At 73.0% G+C, this 14,959-nt stretch carries 14 protein-coding genes; 7 read left to right on the top strand and 7 right to left on the bottom strand.

Annotated features, from left to right (window positions below):
* Position 1: 1 nt before the first annotated feature.
* Positions 2 to 682: an MtrAB system response regulator MtrA gene (gene mtrA / locus AB0310_RS02530; RefSeq protein ID WP_366236523.1), complete on the bottom strand. Its 681-nt coding sequence runs from the start codon at positions 680 to 682 to the stop codon at positions 2 to 4.
* A 95-nt stretch (positions 683 to 777) separates the two neighbouring features.
* Between mtrA and AB0310_RS02525 the strand changes: the two genes are divergently transcribed.
* The 5 genes from AB0310_RS02525 to AB0310_RS02505 all read left to right on the top strand — a co-directional run bounded on the left by AB0310_RS02525 (position 778) and on the right by AB0310_RS02505 (position 6,239).
* Complete coding sequence (locus tag AB0310_RS02525) at positions 778 to 2,088, top strand: glycerophosphoryl diester phosphodiesterase membrane domain-containing protein (RefSeq protein WP_366236522.1); 1,311 nt, start codon at positions 778 to 780, stop codon at positions 2,086 to 2,088.
* Positions 2,055 to 2,726, top strand: a complete 672-nt coding sequence (locus AB0310_RS02520) for a DUF4129 domain-containing protein (protein WP_366236521.1) — start codon at positions 2,055 to 2,057, stop codon at positions 2,724 to 2,726. Before AB0310_RS02525 ends, AB0310_RS02520 begins: the two co-directional genes overlap by 34 nt.
* A complete protein-coding gene (locus AB0310_RS02515; protein WP_259953236.1) occupies positions 2,723 to 3,910 on the top strand; it encodes a DUF4350 domain-containing protein in 1,188 nt (395 codons plus the stop codon). The genes AB0310_RS02520 and AB0310_RS02515 overlap by 4 nt, the downstream gene beginning before the upstream one ends.
* A 97-nt stretch (positions 3,911 to 4,007) precedes the next feature.
* A complete protein-coding gene (locus AB0310_RS02510; RefSeq protein WP_259953275.1) occupies positions 4,008 to 4,931 on the top strand; it encodes an AAA family ATPase in 924 nt (307 codons plus the stop codon).
* The gene (locus AB0310_RS02505) at positions 4,932 to 6,239 is read left to right on the top strand and encodes a DUF58 domain-containing protein (protein WP_366236520.1); all 1,308 of its coding nucleotides are present in this window, start codon (positions 4,932 to 4,934) and stop codon (positions 6,237 to 6,239) included. It begins immediately after the preceding gene.
* Positions 6,240 to 6,255: 16 nt separating this feature from the next.
* Here AB0310_RS02505 and AB0310_RS02500 read toward each other — a convergent pair whose 3' ends face one another.
* A complete protein-coding gene (locus tag AB0310_RS02500) occupies positions 6,256 to 7,248 on the bottom strand; it encodes a stage II sporulation protein M (protein WP_292797254.1) in 993 nt (330 codons plus the stop codon).
* A 16-nt stretch (positions 7,249 to 7,264) separates the two neighbouring features.
* On the opposite strand from AB0310_RS02500, the gene AB0310_RS02495 reads away from it, so the two are divergent.
* On the top strand, positions 7,265 to 8,074 hold the full coding sequence (locus tag AB0310_RS02495; protein WP_366236519.1) for an RDD family protein: 810 nt from the start codon (positions 7,265 to 7,267) through the stop codon (positions 8,072 to 8,074).
* Between the two features lie 21 nt (positions 8,075 to 8,095).
* Here the strand turns inward: AB0310_RS02495 and AB0310_RS02490 are convergent, their stop codons facing one another.
* Positions 8,096 to 8,302, bottom strand: a complete 207-nt coding sequence (locus AB0310_RS02490) for a DUF3499 family protein (protein WP_025103036.1) — start codon at positions 8,300 to 8,302, stop codon at positions 8,096 to 8,098.
* A gap of 78 nt (positions 8,303 to 8,380) precedes the next feature.
* On the opposite strand from AB0310_RS02490, the gene AB0310_RS02485 reads away from it, so the two are divergent.
* Positions 8,381 to 8,806, top strand: coding sequence for a hypothetical protein (locus tag AB0310_RS02485; RefSeq protein WP_259953229.1), 426 nt, complete (start codon positions 8,381 to 8,383; stop codon positions 8,804 to 8,806).
* 9 nt (positions 8,807 to 8,815) lie between these two features.
* Here the strand turns inward: AB0310_RS02485 and AB0310_RS02480 are convergent, their stop codons facing one another.
* The 4 genes from AB0310_RS02480 to manA all read right to left on the bottom strand — a co-directional run bounded on the left by AB0310_RS02480 (position 8,816) and on the right by manA (position 14,917).
* Complete coding sequence (locus tag AB0310_RS02480; protein ID WP_366236518.1) at positions 8,816 to 10,198, bottom strand: DUF5719 family protein; 1,383 nt, start codon at positions 10,196 to 10,198, stop codon at positions 8,816 to 8,818.
* Positions 10,195 to 13,236, bottom strand: coding sequence for a glycosyltransferase (locus AB0310_RS02475; protein ID WP_366236517.1), 3,042 nt, complete (start codon positions 13,234 to 13,236; stop codon positions 10,195 to 10,197). The genes AB0310_RS02480 and AB0310_RS02475 overlap by 4 nt, the downstream gene beginning before the upstream one ends.
* Before the next feature lie 80 nt (positions 13,237 to 13,316).
* Positions 13,317 to 13,634, bottom strand: coding sequence for a WhiB family transcriptional regulator (locus AB0310_RS02470; protein ID WP_149084934.1), 318 nt, complete (start codon positions 13,632 to 13,634; stop codon positions 13,317 to 13,319).
* Between the two features lie 161 nt (positions 13,635 to 13,795).
* The gene (gene manA, locus AB0310_RS02465) at positions 13,796 to 14,917 is read right to left on the bottom strand and encodes a mannose-6-phosphate isomerase, class I (RefSeq protein ID WP_268776541.1); all 1,122 of its coding nucleotides are present in this window, start codon (positions 14,915 to 14,917) and stop codon (positions 13,796 to 13,798) included.
* Between the last annotated feature and the right edge of the window lie 42 nt (positions 14,918 to 14,959).

Below are 14,959 nucleotides of genomic sequence, written 5' to 3'. Positions count from 1 at the left end.
CCTAGGTGACGCTGCCGGCGCGGTAGCCGACGCCGCGGACCGTCACGACGATCTTGGGGTTGTCCGGGTCGAGCTCGACCTTCGCCCGCAGCCGCTGCACGTGCACGTTCACGAGCCGGGTGTCCGCCTTGTAGTGGTAGCCCCAGACCTGTTCGAGGAGCATCTCGCGGGAGAACACCTGCTGCGGCTTGGAGGCGAGGGCCACGAGAAGCTGGAACTCGAGCGGCGTGAGGGCGATCGGGGTCGTGCCGCGGCGCACCTCGTGCGCGTCCACGTCGACGGTGAGGTCGCCGATCCGCAGCTGCTCGCTGGAGGCCTGCGGCGTCGGGCGCAGCCGGGTGCGGATGCGGGCCACGAGCTCCTTCGGGTTGAACGGCTTGACCATGTAGTCGTCGGCGCCGACCTCGAGGCCGCGGACGACGTCCGCCGTGTCGCTGCGCGCCGTCAGCATGATGATCGGCACGCCCGACTCGGCGCGGATGCGCGTGCAGATCTCGATGCCGTCCATTCCGGGGAGCATCAGGTCCAGGAGCACCAGGTCGGGCCGCTGCGCGCGCCACTCGTCGACCGCGCGCGCACCGTCCGCGCAGAACACCGGCTCGAATCCCTCGGTGCGCAGCACGATGCCGATCATCTCGGCGAGCGCGGTGTCGTCGTCGACCACAAGGATGCGTGAGGTCATAACTGTTACCTTATGGCACCGAGTCCCGCCCTCCGCAGGTCTGCGCCTCAGTGCCCGGATATGACACGATGGGAGCGCACGACGGAGGGAGGCCCGTGAGCGGCCAGACGTGGACCCCAGCTCCCCGGAAGGGCATCATCCCCCTTCATCCGCTGACGTTCGGCATGCTGCTGGGCAAGGCCTTCGCGGCGCTGCGGCACAACCCGAAGGTCCTGTTCGGGTTCGCCGTCGTCATCCAGCTCATCGTCGTCGTCGCCACCGCCGGGGTGATGGGGCTCGTCCTGTTCTCGACGTTCTCCCGGCTGGAGACGGTCTCCCCCTCCTCCCCCGACTTCGAGGCCGTGTTCGCCGGCACGATCGCCATCAACCTCATCGCCGGCCTCGTCGTGGGGCTCGCCTCCGTCGCGTTCACCGCGATCATGCAGGGGGTGGTGGCCGCCGAGGTCGGCTACGCGACGGTCGGCGTCAAGGCCACGCTGCGGATGCTGTGGCGCCGCATGGCCCCGGCCTTCTGGCGGCTCGCCGGCTTCGCCTCCCTCTCCGTGCTCGCGCTCTTCGGCGGCCTCGCGATCGTCGCGGCCGTCATCGCCGCTCTCATCGCCGCCGGTCTCGGGGGCACCCCGGAGATGATCGGCATCGTCGTGCTCGTCGTGGTGCTCCTGGCCCTGGCGGCGATCCCGCTCACGGTCTGGCTGTCGACCAAGCTGCTGCTCGTCCCGTCGATCCTCGTGCTGGAGCGGGCCCGCTTCCGGGAGGCGTTCGTGCGGTCGTGGCGCCTGACCCGCGGCCGGTTCTGGGTCGCGTTCGGCGTGACCTTCCTCATCAGCCTCATCATGGGCCTGGCGATGCAGGTGGTCAGCATCCCGACCGCCATGTTCTCCTCGTTCCTCGGGACGGTCATCGCCCCGACCGGGTCCAGCGAGCCGAGCGCCGTCATCGCGTATGTCTTCGCCCTCCTCGCCCCGCAGATGCTGCTGCTGATCCTGCAGGCGATCACCATCGTCGTGCAGAGCACCGGCGGCGTGCTCGTCTACCTCGACTGCCGGATGCGCTACGAGGGACTCGACCAGACGCTCCTCTCCCACGTGGAGCGCCGCGACCTCGGTGTGCCGGAAGACCAGCTCGGCGACCCGTTCGCGATCGATCCCGCCCGTGCCGTCACCAGCGCTCCCCCGCCCCGGCAGGTGCCGGAGCACGTGATGATGTCCCAGGGCTACGGCTCTCCGGCGTATGGCGGGCCCCCTGTGGCGCCGATACCGTTCCCGGGGGCGGCGGGTCCTCTTCCGACCTCTCCCGCGCCGACCGCGTTCGCCCCTCCTCCGCCGCCCGCACCGGCCCCTCCCGCCCCGCCGTCCGCCGAGGACGCAGCCGGATGGACGGCGCCGGGCAGCACCCCGCCGTCATGATGCGACGGTTCGACGACGTCTTCGTCCCGGACGGGGACGAAGCGCGACGCTGGGCCGAGGAGGAGCTGTCCAATCCGCGGTACGCGGACGCGAAGCCCACGTGGTTCGACCTTCTCGCCCGCGACGTGATGCGCTTCCTCACCGATCTCTTCAGCGGGGAGAACGGGGCGAGCGTCGGCCCGACCGCACTCATCGTGGTCACGGTGCTCATCGCCGCGGCTCTGGTCACCGCGCTGATCGTGTGGGGACGCCCCCGACGCTCGAGAGCGATCCGGCGCGCGCACGGCGACCTCCTCGGCGCCGCCGACGACCGCAGCGCGGCACAGCTCCGCGCCGACGCCGAGCGCAGCGCACGCCAGAGCGATTGGGACGCCGCGGTCGTGCTCCGCTACCGCGCGATCGCCCGCAGCCTGCTCGAGCGTGACCTCATCGATCCGGCGCCCGGAGCGACGGCGCAGTCCCTCGCCCGCTCCGCGAGCGCGGTCTTCACCGACGAGGCGGACGCCCTGCGGCGGGCCGCCGCGTCCTTCGACGACGTGCGCTACCTACGGCATCCCGCCACGGAGGACGACTACCGGCACCTCGCCGCGACGGACGAGCGCCTCCGCGTCCACCGCCCCGAGGGGGTGCCCGCGTGACGACGATCGCATCGGACGAGATCGCCGTCGACACCACCGCCGAGCGCCCGCGGCGTCGGACCGCCTCTCTCCTCGGGTGGCTCCTCGTCGCGGCGCTCGTGGTCGCGGTCGCCCTCGCAGCCTCCCAACTCGCGGCGAGCGGCCCCGGCGCGCGGGGCACCCTCGATCCGGAGAGCCGGTCCGGCACCGGCGCCCTGGCCCTGGCCGAGCTGCTGCGGGACCAGGGAGTCGAGGTCGAGGTCGTCCGCTCGCGGGCCGCGGCAGCCGCCGCCCTCGACGAGGACACCACGCTGGCCCTGACCAACCCCTACACGCTCTCCGACGACGCGCTGGCGGATCTCCTCGCGCCGGCCGACCGCGTCGTCTTCCTCTCCACAGGCACGCATCTGCTGGCCGAACTCGCGATCGGCGAGAACGCGTCGGGTTCGGCCGCGCCGAGAACAGCCACCTGCGCAGTCCCCGAGTTCGCCGAAGTCGGCGCCATCCGCCCTGATCGGCTCTTCTCCCCCGCGGACGACGTGACCGGGTGCTTCGGCGAGGACGATGCCGCGGCCGTGCTCGTCGACGAGAGGGACGGATACCGCGCGGTGGTCGAGGGCGTGAAGCTGTTCAGCAACGCGGCCCTCGCCGAGGACGGCAACGCCGCGCTCGGACTCGCCCTGCTCGGGCAGACCGACCGGGTCGTCTGGTACGTCCCGTCGTTCGAGGACACCGACATCGAGGGCACCACCCCCGACACGCTCGGGAGCCTCACCCCGGACTGGGTCACCCCGGCGATCCTGCTGCTCCTCGCCGCGGGCCTGGCCGTCGCCCTCGCCCGCGGCCGACGTTTCGGCCCGCTCGTGGCGGAGACCCTTCCGGTGACCGTCCGCGCGTCGGAGACGATGCACGGACGCGCGCGGCTGACGGCCAGGGCCGCGGACGCCCCACACGCCGCGGACGCACTGCGGGAGGGCACCCGGAGGCGACTGGCCCGACGACTCGGGTTGGCTGTGCACGCGGACGCGGACGAGATCGCCGACGCCGCCGCCGACCGTCTCCGGATCCCGCGCGGCACGCTGCAGAGCCTGCTGTCGGGGCCTCCGCCCACCGACGACGCCGCCCTCGTCGCGCTCGCCCGTCGCCTCGACGAGCTCGAGACCGCCGTGGAGACGAGCGCGCAGTCCCCGCGGAGCGGCACATGACCATCCGTCCGCCCCACACCCCTTTTCCGACCGAAGCCGAGGAGACCCCGTGACCGACGAGAACAGTCCCGCCGACGACGCCGCGCTGCGCCAGGCCATGCACCGCGTCCGCACCGAGGTCGACAAGGCGGTGGTCGGCCAGGCCGGCACGGTCACCGGCCTGCTCGTGTCGCTCCTGGCGCGCGGCCATGTGCTGCTGGAGGGTGTTCCCGGCGTGGCGAAGACCCTGGTCGTGCGGTCGTTCGCCCGGGCTCTCGGGCTCGACACCAAACGCGTCCAGTTCACGCCCGACCTGATGCCCGGCGACGTCACGGGGTCCCTCGTCTACGACGCCAGGACCGGGGAGTTCGACTTCCGCGCGGGCCCCGTGTTCACGCACATCCTGCTTGCGGACGAGATCAACCGCACGCCCCCGAAGACCCAGGCGGCGCTCCTGGAGGCGATGGAGGAGCGTCAGGTCTCCGCGGACGGCGTGAGCCGCGCGCTGCCCGACCCGTTCCTCGTCGCCGCGACGCAGAACCCCGTCGAGCACGAGGGGACCTACTCTCTGCCCGAAGCCCAACTCGACCGCTTCCTGATGAAGCTCGTCGTCGGCATGCCGGAACGCGACGCCGAGGTGTCCGTGCTCCGGCGCCATGCCCAGGGCTTCTCGCCGCGCGAGCTCACGGGTGTGGAGGCCGTGATCGGCGCCGACGAGATCCGCGCCGCCCAGCGGGCCGCCGCCCGGGTCGAGGTGACCGACGACGTGCTCGGCTACGTGGTCGACCTGGCCCGCGCGACCCGCCACTCCCCCTCCGTCGAGCTCGGGGCGAGCCCCCGCGCCTCGACGGGACTGCTCGCCGCGGCCAAGGCCTGGGCCTGGCTCAACGCCTCCACCGCCGTGACGCCGGACCACGTGCAGACGATGCTCGTCCCGGTCTGGCGGCATCGTCTCCAGCTCCGTCCTGACGCGCAGATGGAGGGCGTGTCCGCGGACGCCGTGCTGACATCGGTGGTCCAGCAGACCCGGGTGCCGATCTAGGTGTTCGTCTCGGGCCGTCTCGCCGTCGCCCTCGCCGTCGGCATCGTGCCGCTGGTCCTCACCGGGCTGGCGGGGTTTCCGCCGTATGCGGTGCTGGGCGGGTGGATCGGGCTGTGCCTCCTCCTCGTGGCCGTCGACGTCCTCCTGGCCGGCGACCCGCGCGCGGCGACCGTCACCCGTCGCGTCCCGTCGCGCGCCCGGCTCGGCGAGCAGGTGCCGGTCAGCGTGGCGGTGCAGAACCGGGGGACGCGGACGCTCGACGTCCTGCTCCGCGACGCGTGGCAGCCCACCGCGGGAGCGCCGTCGGAACGGCAGCACCTGCGCATTCCGCCCGGGGAACGGCGGCGCGTGGACATCCCCCTCCGCCCGAGACGCCGTGGCGAGCTCGTCAGCGCCTTCGTCGTGCTTCGTTCCCGCGGTCCCCTGGGGCTCGCCGGCCGACAGGCACTGCACCCCGTCCGTGGCGCGATCCGTGTGCTGCCCGCCTTCTCCTCGCGCAAGCATCTGCCTTCGCGGCTGGCGCGGCTGCGGGAGCTCGATGGGAACACCAGCACCCAGGTCCGGGGACAGGGCACCGAGTTCGACTCCCTGCGCGAGTATGTGCGAGGGGACGACGTCCGCTCCATCGACTGGCGGGCGACGGCACGAGCGGGGACGACGATGCTGCGCACCTGGCGCCCCGAGCGCGACCGGCATGTGGTCCTCATCGTCGACACCGGGCGCACGGCCGCAGCCCGGGTGGGCGACGGCACACGACTCGATGCGGCGCTGGAGGCCGCGCTCCTGCTCTCCGCGCTCGCGGCACGGGCAGGCGACCACGTGCACCTGCTCATGCACGACAGGGTGACCAGGGCACGGGTGACCGGGGTGGACGGCGCGGCGCTCCTGCCGGCTCTCACCGACGCCATGGCTCCGGTGCACGCCCGCCTCGTCGACACCGATTGGCATGGGGCCTTCGCGGCGGTGCGGACGCTGACCACGCGTCCCTCTCTTCTCGTCGTGCTCACGGCGCAGGACGCCGCCGAGTCGGCACGGGGCTTCCTCGGTGCCTTCCCCGACGCCTCACGGGCCATGACGGTGTTGGTCGGATCGGTGACGGACGACGGCATCGCCGCCCTCACCCGCGCGCGGGAGTCCCGGGAGGACGTCTATCTCGCCGCCGCCGCCGAGCGCACGCTCCGGGACGCCGAGAACGTCGCGGACGCGATCCGCCGCGCCGGTGGCGAAGCCATCGCCGCGGACCCCGAGGACCTCCCGCCGCGGATCGCCGACCGCTACCTCGAGCTCAAGGCGGCGGGGCGGCTCTGACGGCGGTCGCCGTGCCTCAGCCCGCCACGAGCCGCGGCGTGCCGGACTCGTACTCGACGAGGTCACCGGTCTCGCCGCGGCGATAGGCGCGCCGGCCGATCACGAGCATGTAGATGAGGAAGACCGCGAGGGCCGCGGCACCGATGCCGATCTTGACCGGCCAGGGCAGTGCCCATCCGGTGACGAACCCCTCGACCAGCCCGGAGAGGAAGAGCGCGAACACGAGCCCGAGGGCGACGGTGGCCAGCGCCCTGCCCTCCTCCGCGAGCGCCTCGCCGCGGGTGCGGTGGCCCGGCGCGACCCAGGCCCAGAACATGTGCAGGCCGGCGGCCGCGGCGACGAAGATGCACGTCATCTCCAGCATCCCGTGGGGAAGGATGTACAGGACCATGAGGTCGGCCTTGTCGTGGATCGCCATGACCGCCCCCGACGTGCCCAGCCCCATGGCGTTCTGCACGAGCATGTAGACGGGCCAGATGCCGGTCACCCCGAACAGCACGCACTGCATCGCTATCCAGGCATTGTTCGTCCAGACCATCCCCATGAACACCGCTGCCGGGTTCTCGGTGTAGTACCCGGTGAAGCTCTCGTCGGCGTACTGCTCCAAGGCGTCCGGTGGACCGAGCGTGGCGACGAGCGCCGGGTCACCGGCGATCCACGCGGCCGTGCCGACGGCGACCGCCACGAAGGCGAGCGCGATGATCAGGGTCGTCCGACGCAGGCGGTAGAGCGCCGCGGGGAGCTGGAGGCGGAAGAACCGCGACGTCTGGGTGAGGATGCTGTCCGCGGCCCCCGTGAGCCGGAGCCGCGCACGCACGAGGATCGTGGAGAGGTAGGCGCCCTGCGGGGACTCCCCGACCGACGTCTTCAGTTCCGCGAGGTCGGCCGATGCGGCACGGTAGCGCACGATGAGCTCGTCGACACCGGCACCGTCCAGGCGGGCCCGGCTGAGGGTGTCCAGCCGTTCCCATTCGGACCGGCGCGCATCGGTGAGGGCATCGGCATCCACCTGATTTACTGTACTCATGTCCGCGCAGATCGACGTCTCCGACGAGGTGCTCTCCGGCGAGGCGGTCGCGATCGACGTCCAGCCGGTGGGGTTCCTCCTCCGGGCGGCCGGGGCCGTCATCGACATGCTGCTGGGCTACGCCGTCTTCGTCGGGTCGATCTTCCTTCGCATCTGGCTTCTCGACATCGGCGTGCTCGACACCGCAACCGACCGCATCGCCCTCGTGGCCTCCCTCGTCATCAGCTTCGTGATCCTGCCGATCACGATGGAGGTGGCGCTGAAGGGACGCAGCCTCGGAAAGCTCGCCGTCGGCGGCAGGATCGTACGGATGGACGGCGGAGCGGCCGGGTTCCGCCACGCGTTCATCCGCGCCCTGCTCGGCGTCCTCGAGATCTATCTCACCTTCGGCGGCCTCGCCGTCCTGGTCGGGGCCTTCACGGCGCGTTCCCAGCGCCTCGGCGACCTGGTCGCCGGCACGTACAGCCAGCGGGTGCGCACCCCGCAGCTGGTCACGCTCGCGCCGACGCTGCCTCCGGCGCTGACGGCATGGGCGCAGGTCGCCGACGTGGCGCGGCTTCCTGATCGGCTCGCCCGCCGCATCTCCCAATTCCTCGTGAGCGCCCCGCGCATGCTCTCGGCTGCTCGGGAACGCGTGGCCCGCGACCTGCTCGCCGAGGCCGCACCCTTCATCTCCCCCGTACCGGCGGCGCCGCCCGAGCTCGTGCTGGTCGGCGTCACCGTCCTCCGGCGCGAGCGCGAACGCCGCGCGCTGGACAACGCGGATCGACGCGCGGAGCGACTGACGGGTCGCCGTCTGGGCGCCTGACCACCTCGCCGGTCGCGTCGGTCAGGCGCGCAGGGCCTCGTGGCGGACGACCAGCCATCCCGCAGGGACGGAGAGGCGGTCCGCATGCGGCGCACAGAGGTCGTGCGCCTGCGGATCGTTCGCCGCACCGAGCGGCCCGAGCGCGGCCATCTGATCGCCGTAGTCATACGTGAGGGTGGCCACGGCCTCGCGCGCGCAGCCGACCTTCGAGCACAGTCGTCCGTCCATCTCCGTCAGCGTACGGCGCCTCCCGGCGGCGGCGGGGCTGCCGCGCCGGGAGCCGCCACAGCGCCTAGACTTTTCGGCATGCCCCGTCGCCGTTCCGTCCCCGCCGCCGCCGCTCGCCGCGGTGCCAGGCACGGCCGGCACGGTCGTCTCGGACGCAGCGAAGTCGTGAAGCCGCCGCTTGCCCCGCTGGACGGCCGCATCGATCGCTTCGACCTCACCGTGGGCACAGCGGTCGAGTTCCTGCGCGGGACGTGGCCGGAACTCCAGGACGTCCGATTCGAGATCGGTGCGCTGCCGACGTACGACGCCGACGGCGAGGTGCCGCGTTGGCACCTCGACCGCGATCAGCGGAGGATCGTCCTCTTCCGGATCCCGATCGAGCGGCTGCTCCCGCCGGGACACGACGACGCCGCGCATCGACGGATGGCGATCGAGAGTGCCGTCTTCCGTGCGGCGGCGGAGTACGTCGGCCGGGAGCCGTGGGATCTCGGCCACGACCGCTGACCCCGCCCGTCAGGGGTAGACGGTGATCGACGCCTCGACCCCCGGCGACGGCGGGACCGGAAGCACGGCGAGGGCGCCGGGCGCCGTCATCGCGACGGCGGCGTGCACCTCTCCCTCCGGACGGAGCACGTAGGTCGTGTCCGCTGCGACGTCGAGGCCACGGGTCTCCCCCGCCGGGATGACGATCTCCTGCGGCGAGCCCCCGTCGATGGTCGAGAGGGAGACGGTGGTCTCCTCATCGGACGTGTTGGCCAGCTGCAGCCGCGGGGACGGACCGGACGGCACGGCGAAGGCGACCTCCGCGTCGATCTCCGGTGCGGGGGTGACCCACGCGAAATCGGAGTCCGCTCCGAAGCCGTCCTGCTGCCGCACCCCGGCGACGACGGGGGCATCGGCCTCGATCTCCACGGTGTAGGTCCCCGGCTCGAGACCGCTGAGCGAGACCTGCGCGGGCTCGTCGGCGGTGAGCGGCACCGTGAACGCGTCCAGACCGGCGCCACTGCCCTCGGCGGTCACATGGACCTCGGCGAGCGCGTCCGTTCCGGGCGCGAGCAGACGCAGCACCGTCATGTCGCCCTGGTCCCCTGCTGCCGCGAAGGCCTGCACACCGGGGAGCACGACGTGCTGCTGCGGGCCCGACACCGCTTCCTGCTGGTCGGCCCCGACCGGGTCGAGCACCTGCATCAGCGCCGACTGCAGAACGGCGCGGACGGGCGCTCCGACCGCACTCACCTTGACGACGGGGACGTCGTTGCCCGCAGCGATGGACGTCAGCGGCAGTGCCGTCTGCGTGCGCGGCGGGACGATGACCGTCCGTCCGCCGCGGGCCGTTCCGTAGACCGCGAGCGTCACGGTCGCGGGGACGTCGGCTGTGTTCGCGAGGAGGACGACGTCCTCGGCTCCGGTGCCCACGGACCCGCCGACGAGCCACGACTCGAGCCGAGGCACTCCGCAGGGAGAGGCGGCGAAGCCGGCGAGGTCCTCCGCGGCGAGAGTCGACGACTCGGCGCCGGCGATGAGCGGTGCTGACCGCCCCACGACGGCTCCGGTGAGCACCGGCACCTCCTGCCCGTCCACGAGGTCAGGCACCGCGAGCCCCGTCTGCGACGGGACGCCGTTCGTGCCTCCCGCTGTGAGCTCGGGAGTCGCCGCCCGGCGCATCTCCGACGGCGCGGCCGTGTTGCGACCGAGCGCGCGGAAGTCGCCGGCGCACACCAGGACGCTGTCTCCGGGGAGCGGGGTCACCCGCTCCTGCGCCGGCTCGTGCGTGACGGTCGGCCAGGGGGCGTGCACGGCGGTCGCGACGCCCAGCACACAGGCGGCGGCGACCACGACGCCGGTGACGACCCGTGCGCTGGTCGCAGCGACGCGGAACGCGCGAGTGCCCGTCATCGGTGGTCCTCCTCGGAGCTGGTGCTTCCCTGGTGGTCGGCGGACGAGACATCCGGCCGGTCCTCCTCGCCGTCCGCCGTCGGGCGGGGGTCTGCACCGTCGTCAGCGGGTTCGGCGTCGGCGATCGGGGCGAGTGCCTCGTCGGCGAGCGCGGGTTCGTCCTGCGGGTCCTCGACGGTACCGACCGGCGGCACGACGGCCGCGTCCGGCACCGAGTCCTCCGCGTGGCGTGGCAGGACCAGAGGTTCCTCCGGCGCCCTGCCGACGATCCTCGACTGCGCTCTGGCGGCCCGACGCGACGCGCGCGTCGGGATGGACAGGAGCAGCGCGGCGAGCACGACGAGGAGCTGCAGCGTCACGACGACCCTGGCGGTCCCCTCCTGCGTCGCGCTCAGCGCTGCCGGCTCCGCCGGCTCGCCCTCGAGGCGCCAGAGGACCCCGCGGTCCGTCGAACCGGCCTGCACGAGGCCCGCCCGCTGGTCGATCGCGGCGACGGAGGCCGTGCGCAGGGTGCGTGCGCGATCCCCTTCGCCCGGTACCTCGGCGAGGAGGACGTAGCTGATCCCCTGCGCGAGGAGCTGCGCCGGCGCGTCGAAGTCGCGGGCGGAGATGAGATCGACGGCGAGGACGGCGAGGTCCGTCCCCTGCGGTTCGACCGCCGTGGAGAGCATCGTCGTCTGCGCTCCCAGGGTCTCGCTCGCGCCGCGCACCACCTCGACGGCGAGACCGCCGTCGTTCTGCGGCGTGAGGATGAGAGTGGAGATCGGACGGTCCCCGGCCGCCTGCGCACGCACGTAGGCGGGCAGCGTGGATTCGGGGCCGTTGGTCAGCGCGGAACGGTCGCCGTGGAACGCGGTGAGGGCGGGGACCGCGCACACTACCAGCGCGAGGGCGGCCAGTCCCGTGGCGGCCACGCGCAGTCGGGGAAGCGTGAGCGCCGTGTCCAGCGTGATCGTCGCCGCGCCGACGACGCCGATCCAGGCGAGGCTCAGACCGGTGCCCGGCCAGAGCGGGACCGCGGTCGCTCCTGCAGAGGCGACGCTGACACCGACGGCGAGGAACGCCGTGGCGAGTCCGCTGAGCGCGACGACCAGCAGGGTGATCCCCGCACGCCACCGGGGCGAGACGGCGGATCCCAGTGCGAGCAGCGCGAGCGGCGCGCACAGCAGCGCCGCCCAGGTGCCGGGAAGGACGGTCGCCCACCCTGCCAGATCGCTCGTGGGGAAGCCACCGGCGATCGCCAGGCGACCGGCGGCGTCGGCGGCCGCCTGCGGCCCGAGCCACGTCCGTCCGGGATCGGCGAGCAGACCGAGGGCCGTGCCGTGGGCGAGCTGCCAGAAGATCAGAGGAGCGAATAGCGCCGCGGTCGGCAGCGGGAGCCAGAGCAGGCGGCCGGCCCCGCGGAACTGCGCCGTTCCCAGCACGATCCCCAGAGCCACGACCCACAGCACCGCGAGCGCCGGAGCGAGGACCGGCGCGCAGGCGACGACCGCCGCCAGGAGCAGGGACGCGCTTCCGGCCGCGCCCCAGGAACGGTGGGCGACCACCGCCGAGTGGAACAGCCACGGGAGCAGCAGGTGGACGAGCACGGCGGAAGGCCGACCGTCCACGAGTGCGGTGAGGAACGTCGGCGCGAGCGCCCACGCGATGCCGGCGAAGATGCGCAGGCCGGCTCGGTCGGTGACGCGGGTCGCGGCGAACCATCCCCCGAGGACGGCGAGCGGCAGTGCGAGGATCCACAGCAGCACCATCGCGAAGGACGGCGCCCCGGGCCACAGCGAGCCCAGCACCGCGACGATCGCGGCGAACGGGTCCGCAGGGCCGACGAGGTCGATGCCGAGCCCGCGCATCCCCCACGCCGCGTCCTGCCACAGCGCGGCGACGGTCTCGCGCAGGGGCAGGAGGCCCCCGCCCCCCAGCGCCGGCCAGGCGAGGAGGCTGGTGAAGGAGGCGATGCTCACGACGAGCGCGGCCAGCACCGCCCAGGCCCCACCCCCGGAGAAGAAGCGGAGCTCGCTGACGGCACCGTGTTCGCTGCCATGACCGTCGTCGAGCCGGCGCCGCAGCTGCGCGGGGGTGACCCGCAACGGGGCGATGCTCGCCCAGGTGGAGGATCGGAACGAGCGGATACGGGCGCGCGATCGCGCCACGGCGCCGAAGCGGATCATCGCGAGGAGAGCCGCGCCCCACTCCGGGAACACCGCCTCGGGCCGCTTGCCGATGAGATGGGTGAGGGAACGCCACAGCGCGAGCGGCAGGAAGGTCAGCCAGTGCAGCGGCACGGCGGCCGCGGGCGCATAGGCGAGGCGCCGATGGAGCTGGGCGAGACGGGTGACGAATGCCCTCCGGGCTCGTCCTGCCGGTAGCGCCGCCGGACCATCCGGGGCCGCGGAGACCCTCGCAGCCGGGGCGAGGACCACACGCCCGCCTCCGAGCCGCGCGCGGACGCCGAGGTCGAGGCCCTCGTCGGCACCGCCGAGGGCGGGGTCCGGCCGCAGCGCGTCGCGCACCTCGCCGCGGATGAGCAGGCCGCGGATGTCCGCCCCGAGGGCGTCGTCCATCCGGTCGTGCTGTCCCTGGTCCAGCTCCCCGGCGGCCAGCTCGACCGAGTGGCCGAAGGTGGTCATGCTCACGCCGAGGGAGACGATCTCGCGCTCGTTGTCGGTGGCCACGAGCTTCGGAGCGACGATCGCCGCGGACGGGGAACGCTCCAACATGCCCGTGAGCCGTTCCAGCGCCCGCGGGTGCGGCGCGGTGTCCTGCGCGAGGATCCAGATCGCCGATCCGTCGAGGACGCGTGGACGCGCCAGCTCGAGGGCCTCGGCGAACGAGGTCGACGACCGCGCCTCGATGATGCCCTCGACGGTGGCGGCGACGGCGTCGCTCTCCCGTGCTGTGGTGGCGTCGCCGCAGATGATCAGCGTGACGGCCGCGGGCGGGAGCGTCTGGGAACGGACGGCGTCGAGCGTGCGGAGGAGCTGGGCGCGGGCGGAGGGGCCGGGGCGCGCGACGATGAGGGCATGAACTCGGGCTGGCATGACGTGGTCAGCCTATGCGGGGCGTCAGTCCAGGAAGCGCACCGCTCCCGGCGCGCCCACGAAGCCGCGCCGTGGAGGCGTCAGCTGGCGCGGCGCTTGAGCTTGCGCCGCTCGCGCTCGGAGAGCCCGCCCCAGATGCCGAAGCGCTCATCGTTGGCCAGCGCGTATTCGAGGCACTCGCCACGCACGTCGCACGCCGTGCAGATGCGCTTGGCATCCCGCGTGGAGCCGCCCTTCTCCGGGAAGAAGGCCTCGGGGTCGGTCTGGGAGCAGAGCGCGTCGCTCTGCCAGGCAAGGGCGTTGTCGTCGTCCGGGTCGGACCGGCGGACCCCGGGAACACCGAGGTTGACCGGATCGACGAACCAGTTCTCCGGCACATCGGAACGGTAACCCGTCATCTCGACCTCCAACCCTTCAGAAACCGCCCCCCTGGCGGGCCGTGCTCACCTAATTACACCCGTGTCATTCGCTCGGGTCAAGTCGCGGATCGTAAACCCTCAAGCGTTTCTTGAAGGTTCATGAGCTTCCACCGGCGTGTCGCGCGCCTGCGCTCGACCCCTCAGCGGCCGGGGGTCGCGACGAAGACCTCGCCCGCCCCGGACAGCGTGAGGGAGCGCTCGTCGGCGTCGGCGAACGCCACCGTGCCGATCGGGACGGAGACTTCCGCTCCCGACTCCGCCGTCACCCGGACGGAGCCGGCTGTCGCCAGCACCATGGTCGGGCCGGACACGTCCAGGGTGACCGCCGTGTCGTCGATCCGGACCCGTCGGAGGGCGAAGTCGGGCACGGGCACCGGGTACGTCGTCACGGCTTCGTCGCCCGCGGGCCGCAGGACCGGGACCTCGCCGGGCGTGGTGTCCAGCACGGCGAGCAGTTCGGGCACATCGATGCGCTTGGGGGTCAGACCGCCCCGGAGCACGTTGTCGCTCGCGGCCATGATCTCGACACCGAGGCCGGAGAGATAGGCGTGCAGCAGCCCCGCCCGAAGGAAGACGCCCTCGCCGCGGCGCAGCACGAGGTGGTTCATGAGCAGGGCGACGACGACCCCGGGATCACCCGGCGAGCTCTCGGCGATCGCGGCCACCGCACGCAGGGCCGGGAACTCCTCCCCTGCGGCGCCGGCGGCGGCGACGGCGCCGATGATCTCCGCGACCTCCTCCTGCGCTCCTCCACCGAGCAGCCACCCGATCGCGTCGCCGAGCGGGTCGCCGTCACCCGAGAGCCGCTCCCGCAGGGCCCGCACCCCCGGACCGTCCTCGAGGGCCTCGAGCAGGCGCAGCGTGTCCGCAATCGGACGCAGGCCGCTGAGCGACTCGAAGCGGTCGCTCAGGGCGACGATCAGCTCCGGCTTGTGGTTGGCGTCGCGGTAGTTCCGCCGCGGGTCGTCCAGCGGCAGCGCGCTCTCCCTGGCCCAGCCGTCCTGGGCCTGTTCCCTGGTCGGGTGCACCTGGATCGACAACGGCCGCGCGGCGGCGAGGAGCTTGAGCAGGTACGGCAGCGTGCCGCCCGTCACCGTGTCCAACGTCCCCCCGTCCGCGAGGTCGGCGGGATCTCCCGGGTGGTCGCCGAACCAGACCTCGGCCTCCGGCGCACCCGTCGGGGTGCGGCCTTCGAGCTCGGCGAGGAGGGACGGCGATCCCCAGGCATAGTCGCGGGGCACGTTGGTGAGGCTGCGCAGCATGCCCCCAGCGTAGAGCCCGGTGCGACGGACAGGTCGGATCCG

The organism is Microbacterium meiriae (genome assembly GCF_040702565.1).
In the GTDB taxonomy this organism is placed as follows: domain Bacteria; phylum Actinomycetota; class Actinomycetes; order Actinomycetales; family Microbacteriaceae; genus Microbacterium; species Microbacterium meiriae.
This window is presented reverse-complemented; position numbering and strand designations above follow the sequence as displayed.

Bases quoted from the DNA above. Each gene is read 5' to 3' on its own strand.
- mtrA (WP_366236523.1), bottom strand. From the start codon at position 682: ATGACCTCACGCATCCTTGTGGTCGACGACGACACCGCGCTCGCCGAG.
- AB0310_RS02520 (WP_366236521.1), top strand. From the start codon at position 2,055: ATGGACGGCGCCGGGCAGCACCCCGCCGTCATGATGCGACGGTTCGAC.
- AB0310_RS02510 (WP_259953275.1), top strand. From the start codon at position 4,008: ATGCACCGCGTCCGCACCGAGGTCGACAAGGCGGTGGTCGGCCAGGCC.
- AB0310_RS02495 (WP_366236519.1), top strand. From the start codon at position 7,265: ATGTCCGCGCAGATCGACGTCTCCGACGAGGTGCTCTCCGGCGAGGCG.
- AB0310_RS02490 (WP_025103036.1), bottom strand. From the start codon at position 8,302: ATGGACGGACGACTGTGCTCGAAGGTCGGCTGCGCGCGCGAGGCCGTG.
- AB0310_RS02485 (WP_259953229.1), top strand. From the start codon at position 8,381: ATGCCCCGTCGCCGTTCCGTCCCCGCCGCCGCCGCTCGCCGCGGTGCC.
- AB0310_RS02480 (WP_366236518.1), bottom strand. From the start codon at position 10,198: ATGACGGGCACTCGCGCGTTCCGCGTCGCTGCGACCAGCGCACGGGTC.
- AB0310_RS02475 (WP_366236517.1), bottom strand. From the start codon at position 13,236: ATGCCAGCCCGAGTTCATGCCCTCATCGTCGCGCGCCCCGGCCCCTCC.
- AB0310_RS02470 (WP_149084934.1), bottom strand. From the start codon at position 13,634: ATGACGGGTTACCGTTCCGATGTGCCGGAGAACTGGTTCGTCGATCCG.
- manA (WP_268776541.1), bottom strand. From the start codon at position 14,917: ATGCTGCGCAGCCTCACCAACGTGCCCCGCGACTATGCCTGGGGATCG.